This is a genomic window from Flavobacterium sp. MFBS3-15, from assembly GCF_026107645.2.
In the GTDB taxonomy this organism is placed as follows: domain Bacteria; phylum Bacteroidota; class Bacteroidia; order Flavobacteriales; family Flavobacteriaceae; genus Flavobacterium.
This window is the reverse complement of record NZ_JAPCHV010000022.1, coordinates 1-15,470: the sequence shown is the minus strand read 5'-3', so window position 1 is coordinate 15,470 and position 15,470 is coordinate 1. Positions and strand designations below refer to the sequence as shown.

At 44.0% G+C, this 15,470-nt stretch carries 19 protein-coding genes and 1 pseudogene; 8 read left to right on the top strand and 12 right to left on the bottom strand.

All coding sequences use genetic code 11. From position 1 onward, the window contains the following. Positions 1–8 precede the first annotated feature (8 nt). Positions 9–365 (bottom strand): annotated as a pseudogene (locus OGH69_RS18260) (PKD domain-containing protein); the annotation flags it as partial. Here OGH69_RS18260 and OGH69_RS16540 point away from each other — a divergent pair. From OGH69_RS16540 to OGH69_RS16515, 6 genes are all read left to right on the top strand, one after another. After that, positions 322–558, top strand: a complete 237-nt coding sequence (locus tag OGH69_RS16540; RefSeq protein WP_265175603.1) for a hypothetical protein — start codon at positions 322–324, stop codon at positions 556–558. The pseudogene OGH69_RS18260 and the gene OGH69_RS16540 sit on opposite strands and share 44 nt — an antisense overlap. 548 nt (positions 559–1,106) lie before the next feature. Then, the gene (locus OGH69_RS16535) at positions 1,107–2,057 is read left to right on the top strand and encodes an isopenicillin N synthase family dioxygenase (RefSeq protein ID WP_265175602.1); all 951 of its coding nucleotides are present in this window, start codon (positions 1,107–1,109) and stop codon (positions 2,055–2,057) included. 183 nt (positions 2,058–2,240) lie between these two features. After that, a complete protein-coding gene (locus OGH69_RS16530; protein ID WP_265175601.1) occupies positions 2,241–2,591 on the top strand; it encodes a translation initiation factor in 351 nt (116 codons plus the stop codon). Positions 2,592–2,682: 91 nt separating this feature from the next. Continuing rightward, the gene (locus OGH69_RS16525) at positions 2,683–3,555 is read left to right on the top strand and encodes a nucleoside phosphorylase (protein ID WP_265175600.1); all 873 of its coding nucleotides are present in this window, start codon (positions 2,683–2,685) and stop codon (positions 3,553–3,555) included. Beyond that, positions 3,555–4,400, top strand: coding sequence for a substrate-binding domain-containing protein (locus OGH69_RS16520; RefSeq protein ID WP_265175599.1), 846 nt, complete (start codon positions 3,555–3,557; stop codon positions 4,398–4,400). Before OGH69_RS16525 ends, OGH69_RS16520 begins: the two co-directional genes overlap by 1 nt. A 26-nt stretch (positions 4,401–4,426) precedes the next feature. Next, positions 4,427–5,359: a transglutaminase-like domain-containing protein gene (locus OGH69_RS16515; RefSeq protein ID WP_265175598.1), complete on the top strand. Its 933-nt coding sequence runs from the start codon at positions 4,427–4,429 to the stop codon at positions 5,357–5,359. Between the two features lie 39 nt (positions 5,360–5,398). Here the strand turns inward: OGH69_RS16515 and OGH69_RS16510 are convergent, their stop codons facing one another. From OGH69_RS16510 to OGH69_RS16485, 6 genes are read right to left on the bottom strand one after another with little or no spacing between them, the layout of a single operon-like run. Continuing rightward, positions 5,399–5,719 (bottom strand): 2TM domain-containing protein, encoded by a 321-nt coding sequence (locus OGH69_RS16510; RefSeq protein ID WP_265175597.1) that lies wholly within the window; start codon positions 5,717–5,719, stop codon positions 5,399–5,401. 6 nt (positions 5,720–5,725) lie between these two features. Further along, positions 5,726–6,046: a 2TM domain-containing protein gene (locus OGH69_RS16505; protein WP_265175596.1), complete on the bottom strand. Its 321-nt coding sequence runs from the start codon at positions 6,044–6,046 to the stop codon at positions 5,726–5,728. Between the two features lie 3 nt (positions 6,047–6,049). Next, a complete protein-coding gene (locus tag OGH69_RS16500; RefSeq protein ID WP_265175595.1) occupies positions 6,050–6,373 on the bottom strand; it encodes a 2TM domain-containing protein in 324 nt (107 codons plus the stop codon). Beyond that, on the bottom strand, positions 6,357–6,665 hold the full coding sequence (locus OGH69_RS16495) for a 2TM domain-containing protein (protein WP_265175594.1): 309 nt from the start codon (positions 6,663–6,665) through the stop codon (positions 6,357–6,359). The genes OGH69_RS16500 and OGH69_RS16495 overlap by 17 nt, the downstream gene beginning before the upstream one ends. Positions 6,666–6,716: 51 nt before the next feature. Beyond that, a complete protein-coding gene (locus OGH69_RS16490; protein WP_265175593.1) occupies positions 6,717–8,054 on the bottom strand; it encodes a 2TM domain-containing protein in 1,338 nt (445 codons plus the stop codon). Between the two features lie 6 nt (positions 8,055–8,060). Then, a complete protein-coding gene (locus OGH69_RS16485) occupies positions 8,061–8,684 on the bottom strand; it encodes a tetratricopeptide repeat protein (RefSeq protein ID WP_265175592.1) in 624 nt (207 codons plus the stop codon). A gap of 147 nt (positions 8,685–8,831) precedes the next feature. On the opposite strand from OGH69_RS16485, the gene OGH69_RS16480 reads away from it, so the two are divergent. Then, positions 8,832–9,248 carry a hypothetical protein gene (locus OGH69_RS16480; protein WP_265175591.1) on the top strand — a complete coding sequence of 139 codons (417 nt, stop codon included), beginning with the start codon at positions 8,832–8,834 and terminating at the stop codon, positions 9,246–9,248. A 2-nt stretch (positions 9,249–9,250) separates the two neighbouring features. On the opposite strand, the gene OGH69_RS16475 is transcribed toward OGH69_RS16480, so the two are convergent. From OGH69_RS16475 to OGH69_RS16455, 5 genes are all read right to left on the bottom strand, one after another. Next, positions 9,251–10,393: a M23 family metallopeptidase gene (locus tag OGH69_RS16475; protein WP_265175590.1), complete on the bottom strand. Its 1,143-nt coding sequence runs from the start codon at positions 10,391–10,393 to the stop codon at positions 9,251–9,253. Between the two features lie 66 nt (positions 10,394–10,459). Next, complete coding sequence (locus OGH69_RS16470; protein WP_265175589.1) at positions 10,460–11,353, bottom strand: OmpA family protein; 894 nt, start codon at positions 11,351–11,353, stop codon at positions 10,460–10,462. Between the two features lie 54 nt (positions 11,354–11,407). Next, the gene (locus OGH69_RS16465; protein WP_265175588.1) at positions 11,408–11,929 is read right to left on the bottom strand and encodes a C40 family peptidase; all 522 of its coding nucleotides are present in this window, start codon (positions 11,927–11,929) and stop codon (positions 11,408–11,410) included. 71 nt (positions 11,930–12,000) lie between these two features. Then, a complete protein-coding gene (locus tag OGH69_RS16460) occupies positions 12,001–13,044 on the bottom strand; it encodes an isochorismate synthase (RefSeq protein WP_265175587.1) in 1,044 nt (347 codons plus the stop codon). A 71-nt stretch (positions 13,045–13,115) separates the two neighbouring features. Continuing rightward, positions 13,116–13,541 (bottom strand): hotdog fold thioesterase, encoded by a 426-nt coding sequence (locus OGH69_RS16455; RefSeq protein WP_265175586.1) that lies wholly within the window; start codon positions 13,539–13,541, stop codon positions 13,116–13,118. 206 nt (positions 13,542–13,747) lie between these two features. Here OGH69_RS16455 and OGH69_RS16450 point away from each other — a divergent pair, with 206 nt between their 5' ends. Then, the gene (locus OGH69_RS16450; protein WP_265175585.1) at positions 13,748–15,331 is read left to right on the top strand and encodes a hypothetical protein; all 1,584 of its coding nucleotides are present in this window, start codon (positions 13,748–13,750) and stop codon (positions 15,329–15,331) included. The last annotated feature ends 139 nt before the right edge of the window (positions 15,332–15,470 follow it).

Below are 15,470 nucleotides of genomic sequence, written 5' to 3'. Positions count from 1 at the left end.
ACTAAATGTGTTTGAACATCTTGACAATTCGTTACTGTATTGGTTACTGTTAATGTTACATTAAATGTTTGAGTCCCATTACCCGGTGCTTCAAAAATATGTTGTGGATTTTGAACTGTAGATGTATTCAGACTGCCTGATTCAGGGTTGCCAAAGTTCCAAAGATAGGAAAGGTTCGCTCCTGTTGAAGTATTTGTAAATGCTTTGGCCTGACTAGCGCAGGTTACAGAAGGGTTAAAAGTAAAATTTGCAACCGGCAATGCGTGAACCGTAATTACTTTGGTTTCCTGGCAACCATTACTATTGGTATAGGTTATTGTCGTGGTTCCCGGTGCCTGTGCATCTACAATACCAGCATTATTCACTGTTGCTACTGCCGGGTTGGAAGACGACCACGCCGGGTTTGGCGCCTGCTGTCCGGAACCATCTAAATCTATAGTGGTACCTACACAGAGTGCACTGGCACCTGTTATAACCGGCAGGGCATTTACGGTTATTGTCGCACTCCCTGAAGCCGTTTCCTCAATAGCATCAGCTGATGAATCCATGACGCTTTGAAGTGTATAAACAAAAGTGCCCGCAATATTTGAGGGAGCATCCACAGTTACTGTATTACCATTTGTAGTCGTAACAGTATGATTGGCGCCATCATTGATTTTATACGTAAAAGTATAAGGCGCTGTACCCCCGGAACCTGTAAAAGTAATCTGCTGTGGGCCGCTTCCCTGACAAACTTCTGTGGTACCCGATATCGTTGCCGAGGGAACCCAAGCCGTGGCTTCAAAAAGTAAGCTCGAGCACGACTTCTTTGCAAAGGCACTGAAATTCACAAGAAATAACAAAAAAACCAGAGGAAAATAAATTTTTCTCATATAATTGATTAGTAAGTTGGTAGTGGTTTGATAAAGAGTGTAAACCTACTAATTTTTTGTAAATTCTTAATAAAGTCTACTCTATTTTATTAACATTCATCTATCGGCAAATAATTTTAATCGTACCGCTACCTATCTGCAACGTATCAGTTGGTAACGTTTAGGTAACTACGGGTGAAAATTAATTTTTACCTTTGTGACAGCCCCGCGGGGCAGTAACAAAAACCAATTTTTATGCAAAACATCCCAAGTGTGGACCTGCGTGATTTCCTTTCGGGTGACCCGGAACGCAAACAGAAATTTGTAAATGAAATCGGTAAAGCCTACGAAGATATTGGCTTTGTAGCATTAAAAGGGCATTTTCTCGACGACAAGCTTGTTGACGACCTGTATGCCGAAGTTAAAAACTTCTTTAGCCTCCCGCTTGAGGTGAAGGAGCAATATGAAATTCCCGGCATAGGCGGCCAGCGCGGCTATGTGTCGTTTGGCAAGGAGCACGCCAAAGGCCGTAAGGCGGGCGACCTTAAAGAGTTCTGGCATTTTGGACAGTATCTTGAAGAGGGCTCAAAACGCAAGGGAGAGTACCCTGACAATGTGGAGGTAAAAGAACTCCCTAAGTTCAACGAAGTAGGTAAAAAAGCCTACCAAATGCTTGAAAAAACGGGGATTTATGTACTTAGGGCACTCGCCCTGTACCTTGGCCTGGACGAATTTTATTTTGACAACTATGCCAAAGAGGGCAACAGCATTCTCCGGCCGATCCACTACCCTCCCATTACTGAAGAACCTAAAGATGCGGTACGTGCGGCAGCGCATGGAGACATCAACCTGATAACCCTCCTGATGGGTGCACAGGGTAAAGGACTGCAGGTGCAAAACCATAACGGCGAATGGATTGACGCTATTGCCGAGCCTGATGAACTGGTAATTAATGTAGGCGATATGCTGTCGCGGCATACTAACAACAAGCTGAAAAGCACCATACACCAGGTGGTAAACCCGCCAAGGGAACTGTGGGGCACTTCCCGCTATTCCATACCTTTTTTCATGCACCCCGTAAGCGAAATGAAGCTGGACTGCCTGGAGAATTGCATCGATGAAAACCACCCGAAATTGTATGATGACATCACGGCCGGCGATTTCCTTCACGAACGTTTGGTAGATTTGGGGTTGATAAAGAAATAATCATTATTTTTATACCGTTTAAAGGCATTGGGTGTAAAAGCCTGATGCTTTTTTTATTGATGGGAACATTCCCGCGGTCCGTTATTGCGAGGAGGCACGGCGAAGCAATCTTTCCTGAGATTGCCGCGCTCCGTTTCTCTCCGCTCGCAATGACAGTCCGCATAAAAACATGATGGATAAACTATGGCAAAAAAATCAAACAGCCTGGAAGACCTCGGAGGATTTGTGTTTTCTACAAATAAAGACTTCGAGTTTGAAAATAATGAGGAACAACAGGAAACCCTGCCTAACAACGAACAGCGGCTGGAGGCACACCTTGATAAAAAGAACCGCGGCGGAAAAATCGCAACGGTAATCAAAGGGTTTGAGGGAAGCGACGATGACCTGAAAGCCCTGGCAAAGCAGTTGAAAACCCTTTGCGGAGTCGGTGGTTCAGCCAAAGATGGCGAAATCATCATTCAGGGTAACTTCAGGGATAAGATAATGGATTTCCTGAGCAAAGAAGGATATAAAGTAAAACGTGTTGGCGGATAGCTTTAAACCCCAAAAGACAAATCACAAATTACCAACATCGGGGAAACGTGCATCCGGCTTCGGAAATCGAACCTCCGACATACATAAACCAATGAAAATAAAAGAATCAGAGCTTATACTCAATCCCGACGGGAGCATTTACCACCTCAACCTGAGACCGGAAGACATTGCGCATGATATCATATTTGTAGGTGACCAGGACCGTGTGGAAAAAATCACAAAACATTTTGACAGCATCGAATTCACCAAACAAAAAAGGGAATTCAAAACGCAAACAGGCCAATATAAAGGCCGACGCATGACAGTTATGTCTACCGGTATTGGGCCGGATAACATTGACATCGTTATCAACGAACTGGATGCACTTGTAAATATAGATCTGGAGACAAGGAAAATAAAAGAGCAGCATACTTCGCTCAACATTATCCGCATAGGCACCTCCGGTGCGTTGCAGCCTGACATCCCTGTAAACAGCTTTGTCCTTTCGGAATATGGCCTGGGGCTGGATAACATGATGCGTTCGTATGCCGTAGACACCATTAGCGACCACGCTGTGGAAGAAGCCTTTATAAAACATACCGGCTGGGACTTACGTAAAGGCCATCCATACGTGGTGCGTTGCAGTAAAAAACTTGAAGACATAATCTTTAGCAATGAAATGCACAAGGGCATAACAGCAACATCGGGAGGGTTTTATGGCCCACAGGGACGCGTTTTGAGGCTTGCCTTACAGGACACAGAACTGAACTCCAAAATGGACAGCTTTACATACAAAAGCGACAGGATAACCAACCTTGAAATGGAAACAGCTGCCATCTATGGGCTTTCGGCACTGCTGGGACACGAGGCGCTTTCGCTGAATGCCATCATAGCCAACCGCGCCAACGGTACCTTTAGCGAAGACCCTTATGCAGCAGTGAACAAACTGATTGAATATACGCTTGATAAAATTGCCAACAGCTAATGACAACATTAAAGATAGCCGGTGTGCCGGAGCATTTTAACCTGCCCTGGCACTTATGCATTGAAGAAGGAAGGTTTGAACAGTCCGGCATTGATGCCCAATGGACAAATGTGCCGGAAGGTACCGGCAAGCTTTGCCAGATGCTTCGTGACGGCAGTACCGATATTGCCGTTATACTGACAGAGGGAATCATAAAAGATATTACTGCGGGCAACGATAGCAAAATAGTACAGGTATATGTAGAATCGCCGTTGATATGGGGGATACATGTTGCGGCCGGATCGGGTTTCCAAAACCTTGAAGATGTAAGGAGTGGTAAAATTGCCATAAGCCGTTACGGATCAGGATCGCACCTTATGGCAATTGTGAATGCTAAACAGCAGGGCTGGGATACCGGAAACCTCCAATTTGAAATTGTAAATACGCTCGACGGAGCGGTTGAGTCACTTACAGAAGGCAAAGCCGATTATTTCATGTGGGAGCGCTTCATGACCAAACCCATTGTTGATGCAGGCATATTCCGCCGCATTGGCGACTGCCCTACCCCATGGCCATGCTTTGTGATTGCTGTAAGAAATGAAGTGCTTGAAGCGCACCCTGATGAAATCGGTACGCTTTTGGATATCATCAATAACATGACTGCCCGATTTAAAGACATTGCGGGGATTAATACTAAGCTTGCCTACTCTTACGGACAAAAGGAGGAAGACATTAATGAATGGCTGGCGCTGACAGAATGGTCACAAAAGAAACTGGATGAAAATACGTTTGACAAAGTACAGGAACAGTTGTTTGAATTAAACATTATTGAAAAAAAGGCTGCATTTGAGAGTGCAGTTGAATAAAACATTTTGTTTTATTTTTATGCACGATGATAAAGCCGTACCTCGCAAAAATACAAAGGATAAAAGCTAAGCTTCAGGTAAAGAAGCCATGGGATTCTATTATCATTTTTGCGCTGAATGTTCTGATCGCTATTCCGCTTTTCATCATCATACACCAAAACCTGATAGATCCTGAATGGCCTTTCCATCTTGACAGGATATTGATCGGGATTGTTCTTATAGTTGGGATACAGCTTGTGCTGCGCTTAATGAAGACTATACTGATTGTATGCATAGCACTTTACCTCTTGGCATTGGTATGGGGTACATTATTCGGCAATTATGGATTTAATGCCGTTTATGAAGACTATCGTTCAATGGTCTATACCATGGCTGATGACCCCAACCCGCAGGATATAATCATATCCAAACTCCTTCCTTTCCCTAATAAATCACTAATCATCGATGCTGTAGATTACAACAATCCTGATGTCAGGAATTTTGCCCTTATGGCCACCACAAAATACTTTAGGAATGTGCCCGGATACAAAAAAGAGCGGCAAATGATACAGTGCTTTGCAGTATTCAAGGAAATAAGGAACCGTTGGAACTATGTAGATGACCCCAGGCACAGGGAATACATAGCTAACGCCAGCGAATCGGTTCAGCATTTTTCGGGCGATTGCGATGACCATGCGATACTTATGTCGGCATGCATAAGGGCTGTAGGCGGCATCCCAAGGATCATACACACCGGTGGGCATTTATATCCTGAAATGCTTATAGGCGACAAAACGGATCTTGAAACAGCAAACTACCTGATAAAGGAAGTGCTTTTTGTGGAGGAGAGCCGCGGAAAAGAAATTCATTACCATATTGATGAACGCGGGCAGATATGGTTAAACCTGGATTATACTGCAAGGTTTCCGGGCGGGCCATTCATGAGCGAAGAAATTTTGGGGGCACTTACTTTTAATTGAGATTTTTACTTCAATTGATTAGTTCCTAAATATGATGGGCTATTCCCATTTGTTCGCACGGCTCTTCTCTTTCTCCATATACTCACGTATTTTGCGCTCTTCCCAGTCCCTGCTGAAAAAGACATGTCGATTATATACGGTAAGCCAATGCGCCAAAAGTCCTATTCCCCATGAAAGCGGTGTTATGAAGCTGCCCCATGACCAAAAGCTCTCGTCCGGTCCTAGATTGATAGCGTGTATTACGAGCAGGAAAATATTTACGAGCACATAGGCTGCAAGATGTTTGTAAAAACCTTTGATGTCTTCCACCTTCTTACGGGCTTTGTCGAGCCGCTGCTGTTCTTCAAATAAATCTTCCATGATGGTTTATTTTTTGTTGGTTTTGTTTTTACGTTCCTCTTCCTCAATGATTTCCAGCATTTTTTGTTGCTCCCAGCCTTTCTTATAGATAAGTTGGGGTCCAAATAGTACTACTGCGTTGGCAAAAACCGTCAATGAGCCTACCAGGAGCGTCCCGATAAGGCAATTGTACCAAACCGCAGGATGCAGGCCAAAACCAATGAGGCCGGCTACGAATGTCAATACATTTACTGTAATAAATGTCAGGATGTGCCTGTAAAAGTCCTTGAGCATATTGATTCTCTTTCTCGCCCTGTCATAACTGGCCTTTTCAAATAACTCTTCCATAAATCAGAGGTTTTGATTATCATTATTCCTGAATTTCTCCCTTGCCTTTCGGTCCTCTTCCATAAACTGCTGCAGTTTTCGCTCTTCCCAGTCTTTACTAAGGAAAGGTACATAGTTAAAAGCAGCCATACCATGAAAAAGCAGCCCCAGCCCCCATCCGGCCATCGAAAAAAAGAACCAGTAAAACCCCGGTGTAAAAGTGAGGTTGATGATGATCAGGATGGGTATAATGGTACAATAAAGGGCAAGGTTTATATAAAATGACTTTATTTCCTTAACCCTTTTGCGGGCACGCTCAATATCACTGTTTTCAAATCTGCTTTTCATGGCTATATATTTTACTATTGTCCTTACTCATGATTTCCTTAATTTTTCGCTCTTCCCAATCAGTGCCTAAAAAGGGTGGCGTAAATGTCATAAGTGCATGTATTACAATGGCAATAGCCCAGCCTCCTGCAGTTGACCAAAACCAAAAATGTCCGGGAGTGATGTAATAATTTATCATTGCCAGTACAGGCACAGTTATGATATAACTGGTAACATGGTCGTAAAAGGCCTTAAGTTCTTTTACCCTCTTCTTTGCCCTGATGTAACTGCGTTCTTCGAAATTAGGTTCCATGACTTTTATTGTTAGATGATTTTGATTGATGATTGAACCTCCTTAAATAAATTATTTCCATTTGCTGCTTCGTTCCCGCTCCATAAGCTCATTGAGTTTGCGTTCCTCCCAGTCACGGCCAAGAAAAGGTATGTAATTGAATACGCTGCAAAAGTGGATTACTACCCCAATCCCCCAGCCTATTGCCGGATAAAGGAACCACAGGTGCTCCGCCGATGTAACCAGGTTGAGCACCGCCAATCCTGTAATTACAATAACATATGACATCAGGTTGCCGTAAAACCCTTTTATGTCCTCTACCTTTTTCTGTGCCTTAAGGTAGCTGCTTTCTGTTTCGTTATAACTTGTTTCCATTATGGTAACCTGTTTTGTCAATACCGGTAATTTCACCGTAAAGTGTTGTTCTGTCTGCTCTATAAGCACTTTGCGTGCAGTAATGATGGCGTACCGGCTCACAATATTTTGCAGCCCCACTCCCTTCCTGTCCTGCAAAACCTCTTTCTTTTGATAGTCGTTCTGCACAACGAGATATCCATCCTGCTCAAATATCCTGATATATAGGGGTTTCTGCTGGCTCACTATATTGTGCTTTACCGTATTCTCCAGCAATAGCTGGAGCGACAACGGAACCACGCGGGCATCAGCACTTGAAATGGTTGCCGGCAATTCGTAAAAAACACTATTCTCAAACCGCATTTTGAGCAGGTTCATATAAGTTTTGGCAAAGTCCAGTTCTTCCTGTATGCTCACCAATTCCTTATCCTTCTGCTCCAGCACATAACGGTATACTTTTGAGAGCGATGTGGTAAACCGCTGGGCGCTGTCGGGGTTTTCTTCTATCAATGAGCTTAGTACATTCAGGCTGTTAAAGAGGAAATGCGGGTCAATCTGGTTTTTAAGCGTTTCAAACTTAGCCGATGCAGTACCGGCAATGATTTTCTGTTCCTTAACCCTATTCTCCTGGTAACGCTTGTAAAAAGCAATGGCATGACCCAACAGGCTTATGGTAAGCGTTATGATTGTTGCAACGTAATAGTTCTCTATTTTCTCTTCCTCAAAGAACTTTATAAAGGTCTCCCCTTCAATCACAACATCCTCAAAAATCCTCAGCAGGAAAATGATGAAAAGTGACACAGCGAAGGACATCAGAAAACCCGCTATGAGACGTTTTGGCCTCAGACCTGCCGGCCCATACTTCCTGTCCAGCCACACAAAAACCAGCTTATTGGCCATATACAGGCTCATTGAGTAGCCGACAACCACATAAAGGAATTGTATCAGGTACAGATAGCTCCATTCAAACCTGCCTCCCCACACCCCGAACAGCAATACCAGGTAAATGATTACACCTATTCCCGCTGCCTTTGCTAATTCCTTATAAATATTCATTGCCTGTTATTTTTTACATTCGGCGAGCGCCTGCTCAGCCCTTTCCTTTCCCCAATTCGGGTGGAACTGTGTTTCCGGCTTAAAGTTAGCAAAAAGTCCTACAGCTCTTTCAATTTCGGCGCACATAGGCTTAATGTCTTTACCAAAATATCGCGCACCGCCTATCTCAAACTCAGCTTTTTGGAATACGACCCTTGGATTGTCGGGCGCAATTTTCATGGCTTTAGCGTAAATTTCGTTTACCGTACCTGAAAGCTTCATACCGTTGGTCATCGGGTCGGCCACGATCCATGCAGTGTGTATCATAGCCTGCATCACCAGGAGCTCTGCATTATCAGGCGAAAGGTCAAGAGCATTGTCTGTCGCTTCCTGTGCTTTTGCCAAAAGGGCGGCAATTTTTTCTTTATCCTGCGTCTGGAAAGCATCGGTGGTATTTACCAAAGCAACATAATAATACGGAAGCCAGTTGGTTTTCTCTGCGGCCGCAATCCTCTCGAACATTGCTGCTGCTTCGGTGCTCTTGTTTTCTCCCCAAAGGGCAAATGCTTTTTGCATGCCGGTTTCAAATTTTGACTGTGCACTTAGCGTTGTGCAAACCAAAAGGACTAATGCTGAAATAACTCGTACCATAATTTATAATTTTTAGGTTGTTGTATTTTGATGAAGCAAAGGTGCATTGTTTTACTTTCCCTGAAAAAAGTCTTTTACCGAATTGTAGAATTTAGAGGATGAGTTGTAATAGATAATTTTTGCTAGCTTTGCCGAAAACCACCGGTAATGAAGAAGTTGATACTAGTTATTACAATATTGTTTTCTCTGTCAGTAGCTGCTCAGAAGAAAAATGCCAAACCAATAGATCCGAAGCTTGCAGGCACATGGGAAGGTTCCGAAAAAGACCAGCAGGTACAGGGCATGCAGAAGCACTGGGTAATGCACCGTTTTGCTGACGGTACCTTTGTATTACTGTTTATGTCGGTTACTGAAGATGGTGAAGTGGATAAATTCACCGAAAAGGGAGAATGGTGGATTGAAGGCGGCAAATTCCACGAACTTCACTACAATTCGGGGCAAACGGACATCTATACCTATGAGGTGCTCGATGCTGACCATGTAAAATTCAGGGCCCATAAAATGGCATTCCCTCTTGAAGTGGAAAACTATGAATTTATTGACAGCCGCCTTGGAGAGATGTAAACCTATCTGAGAAGGCTTTTGTGCAAAAATGCCTTTTGCCCTGTTAACGTTTCAATGTGAAGCCAATCCTTAGCCTGGCCTAATATATATACACTATCGTTTGTACCAAGCGATCCTATAGCAGCAAACGTTGTGGCTGGTCCTTTGCGCAGATTAGCCCTGCCCTTTACTTTTTGAATGCCTGAATTAAAGGTCTTTGGAAACTGCATTTCGGAAATATTTTCTGTTTTGTAAACGAAAGGGAGTGGATTTACAGCGCCGTTTTTATATATACCGAAGTGTAAATGCGGGGGCGTAAATTGCGCATTTCCTGTATTGCCTACAAATCCAAGTGTATCGCCTGCCTTTACGCGTGTGCCACCTTCAACCGCTATACTATCCAGATGGGCGTAATATAGTGAGTTGCCTAATAACCCCTCACGCAGCCAGACCTGTTTGCCTCCAATGCCGCGTTCTCCGGTAAATCCTACTGTACCATCAGTGGCAGCGACAACAGGCGTGCCTTTTTTCGCAAATATATCAATGCCCTCGTGCCTGCGTTTGCCGCCATCGCGGTCTACACCCCAAAAACTCATGACAACTGAATTCCCCTTTCCCGCTACGGGAAATCCATACCTTGGTTTTTTGCTGATGCCAATAAAAAAATCACTAATCACCTCTATTTCAGGCTGAATAATAAGCTTATAACTTCCCGATGTTTCTATTGGCAATTCTATAATGGGATGCGAAGGGTCGCTACTGTCAGCTTTTTGCCAGGCCAGGCCATCCCATTTATAGACATCCATGAAGATGCGCTGGTGTACCGAATCGAAAGTGACCGAAGACGACAGTACTTCGCCTTCCTGCATGTCGATCAAATACGAATATACCCTGTTATCCCTGCCGTTAAAATTACCTCTTTCACCGTAAGGTAATGCTACCTCCAGGCTATCATTCAATGAAGCCAGGTAAGCTGAATCCCACGCATCGTAAAGGGCCTGGTTGTGCCTGAGTTCACGGGCATATACTTCACGGGCCGTCGGATTGGTGATTGCATCAGTAATTTTATTCAGGCCCGTTGACAAACCGGAACAGCTGTTGCAGGTGAATGTCAGCAATAATAATGTGGTTGTGACTGATATAACCAGTATATATCTCTTCTTCATAATCATTTTCTCCACAGATACTTATGCAGTAACTATGCCAAAAATGATACTGGTAAAAATCGAGAATTACGGATTTTCCACGATCAGTATTTCTACCCTCCTGTTTTCGGCTGCTTGTTCTTTAGTTTTTTCAGGTATTGGGTGAAGCGGCCTGGAAACGCCAAAGCCCTCAAATGACAGGCGATCCTTCTCTATTCCATTGGTATTGAGGAATTGCATAATGGCCTTAGCCCTTTTAGTAGAAAGGTCCTGGCGATCGGCCTTCATGCAGCATACGTGGCCCTGGAGTTTTATTTTCAGGTCGGGATTGGCATTCATGATCTCAAGCAGCTCATGCATACGGTTGCGTGATTCCTTTACGACCCCAAAGGTATTTTCGTAAAAGTTGAGGTTGTTGATAATTATGACATCACCTTTTTTGGCATTACCTACTTTTTTCATGAAAGCTACATCCAACTTGAGGGTTTCGTCTTTTCCATCAGGATTGCGTACAGTAATTTCTGAAGGATATTCAGCCGCTTTTTTTACTTTCGGCGCAGGTTTTGGCGCTTCGGCAATGCCGAGTATTTCATTTTCCAATGCAAGATCCTTCTGCTGCAGATAGTACAGCGTAACCTTACGATTCTCAGCTTTTACCGGCGACATTTTATGAAGTTTCCCAAAGCTGCGTGTCTTGAAATCTTCACGGGTATTCACTTTGCCTTTTACCATGCCAAACACATGCGTCACACGGCGTTGGGCGAGTGTATCGTTCAGGCCGATGCTTCCGTCTTCATCAGTATAGCCATTAATGGCAAGTATCTTGGAGGTTTTATTCGCTGCAATCCATTCGGCAAGCCTGTCCTGCTGGATTTTGGTAAGTTCGTGCTTATTGGTGTCAAAAAAAATAGAGAACTGTTCCTGAGCTGAAGTGGCTAAGGGCAATAAGGTGAACGCTATAAATAAAAACAGCTTTTTCATGGTTTTTTGTTTAGGTAAACGAAAATAGGGATTTTTTATTATGACCGCAAAATGCTACTCGCTTATCACATCGACACATTTGTAGAAGCGCTTTGTATATTGGTCAGAATCCAGGTCGCTGATAATGACCGCCATTTCTTTGCCCGATGAAGAATGTATGAATTTGGATTTCATCCCATTGGCTTCGCAGATGATGCCTACATGACCAATGGAATTACGGTCACGGTAGCCATAGAATACAAGCACATCGCCAACCCTGAACTCATCGGGTTTCAGCGTTTTACCAATATTGGCAAAACCCGAAGAGCTGCGTGGCAGTTCAATTTCGAAATTATTGAAGACAAAATTTACAAATCCGGAACAATCGAAACCTTTTTTTGGATCGGAAGAGGCATAGCAATAGGCGGTACCGAGGTATTTTTTGGCAAAAGCGATAATTTCGGCGCGCTTAATTTCATCGCTACCCGTTACCGGGGTTTCAATAACGGGTGTCTGTACTGCAACCGCCGGCCCCGGCTTCTCTTTACCACATGCAAGAAAAAACAGCGCTAAAAAAGGTATGGATATTATCTTCATATCTCAGATTTAAAGGACAAGTTAACAATTACCATGCCGTGCCTACCACTTTTTAACGCACATTAACAGGATTACAGCACCCTGCGCATCGTCATGCTCTTATTGACTGTCTCTATAAATTCCTTTTGTGGGTTGCTGTCTTTGGTAATGCCGCAGCCTATGAAGAGCTGTGCTGTACTATCCTTTACTTTCATGCAACGTAGATTGACAAACAGGTCAGTTTGTTTTCCGTCCGCATCATGCATATTCATTTCACCCAAAAAACCCGAATAATACTCCCTGTCATAACCTTCATTATGCAAAAGGAACTGCATGGCTTCGTGCTTTGGCAAGCCGCATACTGCCGGCGTCGGATGCAGTGTATCGATAATTTCTTTTAAGCCGGAGGCCTCTACTGTCGCCTTGATGTCGGTCTTTATATGCACAATGTTGCCTGCCCTGAAGGTGTACGGCCCGGTAATTTGTACATCGGTTGCTAGGCTATCCAGTTCGCTTAATATGTAATCGGTAACAAATTTTTGTTCCTGTTTTTCCTTGTCCTCCCAAACAACTTCCCCTCCAGCATACGACTGTGTACCGGCGAGGGCAACAGTATGTAGTGTTTTACCATCAAATCTTAGCAATTGCTCGGGCGTTGCGCCCATCCATAATCCCGTTTCGGGCGTATAAAAGCAGTAGCGGCAGGCATTCGGGTACGTAGCAAGCAGCCTTTCATAAATCGCCGTTACATCTGCATCACACGGCACCTTTTCCGTACGCGAGCATACCAGTTTCTCAAATTCACCCGAGTGTATTTCGGCTACGCTTTTAGCTACTAGCGCCTCAAAAGCTCTTTTGGCACTTAGGTCGATTTCCGGTTGGTTTGCCGGCTGCACGTCCGGATTTCCGTTATAAACAGCAGCGATGGTATCGGCCTTGTCCAACGGGATAAACATACGCTTTTCTCCCGAGAATGGCGCGAATACAAATCCGGCATCTTCATAACTTTCAACATAATGCACTCCCGGTTCTCTTTGGAAAAACCCGGTAACTTCCATTTGTCCAGGCTTGCAAAAAACCGCAAAAGGCAGCTGCAGGCTGAGGTGCGATGTTATTTTGGAAAAAAGTTCTTTCATTTCTGTGGATTTGTGGATACGCTAATTTGGTTATTTGTAACTCAGAACAATCAAATCAACAAATCACCGATTTAACGCTTTCTGGGAAGCACCATATTGGTAATCTTGCAAAGCGATATCAATCTTCCCTGCTCATCGGTTACTTTTATTTCCCACAGGTGCAGGCTCCTCCCCTGGTGTATTATTCTTGCAGTGCCTGTGACAACGCCTTCACGCTTACTGCGCAGGTGGTTGGCCGATATCTCGATACCTCGCACTTCCTGCAGTTCAGGGTTGACAAACATGAGCGATGCCGCACTGCCCACACTTTCGGCCAATGCCACTGTAGCCCCGCCGTGCAATAGCCCCATGGGTTGGTGTACGCGCGGATTGACCGGCATTTTAGCTTCCAGGAAGCCTTCACCGGCATCGGTATAGACTATTTCGAGGGTTTCCATCAGGGTATTTTTGGCAAAGTCGTTGCACATTTTCAGTGCTTTTTCTCTATCGAAAGGCATAAGTATGATTTAGGTTTGTAAAAGTACAAAGAGTCTGATACAAATTCCAAAAGACAAATCCCAAATAACAAACGGAGCTTCACTCAAACCAAAATAAACATATCAACAGATAAACCGATAAACTAAATAAACCAATGCTGCGTTATACGTTAAATCGCTTTCATAAATTTCAAATTAATAGCTACTTTTACAAAAAATTGTTTCGCATGCGCCGAATTTTACTATTGCTTTTCATAGGCTTTGCCGTATCGCTTACTTCCTGCCGTAACGACTTTGAGTTTGAACCCAGCACGGGCGACCTCCGTTTCTCTAAGGACACTGTGTACCTGGATACTGTTTTCACTAATATAGGCTCGAGCACCTATACTCTTAAAGTTTACAACCGAAGTAATAAAAACATCAATATCCCAAGCATAAGGCTTGGCGAAGGCGAAGCATCAAAATACCGCCTGATGGTCGACGGCATTCCCGGCAAGGTGTTCAACAACATCGAACTGTTGGCAAAGGACAGTATGTTCGTATTCATTGAAACTACTATCGATTACAATGAATATGCAAACAACACTACCACTTTCCTGTATAACGATAAGATCTATTTTGACAATGGGGCTAACGAGCAAAAAGTGGAACTTGTAACCCTGGTACAGGATGCCATATTTATAAAGCCCGACAGGCCGCTGCCTACCGACGCCAAGGAAACACTGAATGTCAACGGGCTGGATGATGATATTTTGGGCCACGAACTCACTACACCTGAAGAACTGCACTGGACCAATGATAAACCGTATGTGGTCTACGGATATGCCCTTGTGCCCAACGGCCGCACCCTCAGCATCGACCCGGGAACGCGGGTACATTTCCATGCCGATTCGGGATTGATCGTAGATAGTAGCGGCACACTGAATGTGAACGGCACTTTGTCCTCTGATCCAGAAACTCTTGAAAATGAAGTAATTTTTGAAGGCGACAGGCTTGAACCGGGTTTTGCCGATGTACCGGGGCAATGGGGGACCGTTTTCCTCATGTCCGGCAACGATAACCAAATCAATCACCTTACTATAAAAAATGCAGTCATTGGGCTGTTGGTAGAACGTGCCAATGAAGACCAGCCGGCAACTCCAAAATTGAATATTACCAATTCTCAGATATATAACAGTTCGGTATATGGCATGCTTGCGCAACGCTCCGTGGTTAATGGCGATAACCTTGTAATCAATAACGCAGGGGAAGCCGGGCTCGCCTGCTCGCTTGGCGGAACGTACAGGTTCAGGCACTGTACTTTTGGAAATCATTACAGTACTTTCAACCAGGTGCCCGTTTTGGTAGTAGACTATCTTGATACCGAACAGGGCACACTGGTAGCCGATGTGGATGCAAAGTTTGAAAACTGCATTCTTTACGGATCATCAAACTACGGAATCCTTTTTGACAGGAAGGGTGCCGATACAAACCCGCCGACCTCATTTAATGTAGACCTTGACCATTGCCTCATCAAGTTCAGCGATTACAGCAACCAGTTTACCGGTAAGGAATTATACAAATTTGAAAACAGCACAGAATTCGATATGGTATTCTATAACCAATGCCTGTATGCGAAAACTTCAACAGAAAATAACCCTGAATTTTTCGCTCCAAACAGGAACAATCTCAACATCATACAGGGCGAATCGGCCGCAGAGGGTGTAGCCGGGCAGGCTGTAGCCAACTCAGTACCGTTTGACATTAATGGTGTAAGCCGTACGAATGCACCGGATATTGGGGCTTATGAAAGCACAGTGATGCCGGAGTAATGCCGGATTTATAAATTAATGGGGCTGTCTCAAAAGGATAGCCCCTTTTTCATTTTAATTAAGTTTACTTTTCTTTGCATGCTGATTTTGACATTTTAAAGTCTCCTTTTTAGCCCATAAAAGGTTATACGTTTTAAAA

Excerpts from the sequence above, each read along its gene's own strand:
- OGH69_RS16465 (WP_265175588.1), bottom strand. The coding sequence starts at position 11,929 with ATGAAGATAATATCCATACCTTTTTTAGCGCTGTTTTTTCTTGCATGT.
- OGH69_RS16520 (WP_265175599.1), top strand. The coding sequence starts at position 3,555 with ATGACAACATTAAAGATAGCCGGTGTGCCGGAGCATTTTAACCTGCCC.
- OGH69_RS16455 (WP_265175586.1), bottom strand. The coding sequence starts at position 13,541 with ATGCCTTTCGATAGAGAAAAAGCACTGAAAATGTGCAACGACTTTGCC.
- OGH69_RS16485 (WP_265175592.1), bottom strand. The coding sequence starts at position 8,684 with ATGGTACGAGTTATTTCAGCATTAGTCCTTTTGGTTTGCACAACGCTA.
- OGH69_RS16460 (WP_265175587.1), bottom strand. The coding sequence starts at position 13,044 with ATGAAAGAACTTTTTTCCAAAATAACATCGCACCTCAGCCTGCAGCTG.
- OGH69_RS16530 (WP_265175601.1), top strand. The coding sequence starts at position 2,241 with ATGGCAAAAAAATCAAACAGCCTGGAAGACCTCGGAGGATTTGTGTTT.
- OGH69_RS16490 (WP_265175593.1), bottom strand. The coding sequence starts at position 8,054 with ATGAATATTTATAAGGAATTAGCAAAGGCAGCGGGAATAGGTGTAATC.
- OGH69_RS16480 (WP_265175591.1), top strand. The coding sequence starts at position 8,832 with ATGAAGAAGTTGATACTAGTTATTACAATATTGTTTTCTCTGTCAGTA.
- OGH69_RS16505 (WP_265175596.1), bottom strand. The coding sequence starts at position 6,046 with ATGGAAGAGTTATTTGAAAAGGCCAGTTATGACAGGGCGAGAAAGAGA.
- OGH69_RS16470 (WP_265175589.1), bottom strand. The coding sequence starts at position 11,353 with ATGAAAAAGCTGTTTTTATTTATAGCGTTCACCTTATTGCCCTTAGCC.
- OGH69_RS16495 (WP_265175594.1), bottom strand. The coding sequence starts at position 6,665 with ATGGAACCTAATTTCGAAGAACGCAGTTACATCAGGGCAAAGAAGAGG.
- OGH69_RS16450 (WP_265175585.1), top strand. The coding sequence starts at position 13,748 with ATGCGCCGAATTTTACTATTGCTTTTCATAGGCTTTGCCGTATCGCTT.
- OGH69_RS16500 (WP_265175595.1), bottom strand. The coding sequence starts at position 6,373 with ATGAAAAGCAGATTTGAAAACAGTGATATTGAGCGTGCCCGCAAAAGG.
- OGH69_RS16510 (WP_265175597.1), bottom strand. The coding sequence starts at position 5,719 with ATGGAAGATTTATTTGAAGAACAGCAGCGGCTCGACAAAGCCCGTAAG.
- OGH69_RS16515 (WP_265175598.1), top strand. The coding sequence starts at position 4,427 with ATGATAAAGCCGTACCTCGCAAAAATACAAAGGATAAAAGCTAAGCTT.
- OGH69_RS16475 (WP_265175590.1), bottom strand. The coding sequence starts at position 10,393 with ATGAAGAAGAGATATATACTGGTTATATCAGTCACAACCACATTATTA.
- OGH69_RS16535 (WP_265175602.1), top strand. The coding sequence starts at position 1,107 with ATGCAAAACATCCCAAGTGTGGACCTGCGTGATTTCCTTTCGGGTGAC.
- OGH69_RS16525 (WP_265175600.1), top strand. The coding sequence starts at position 2,683 with ATGAAAATAAAAGAATCAGAGCTTATACTCAATCCCGACGGGAGCATT.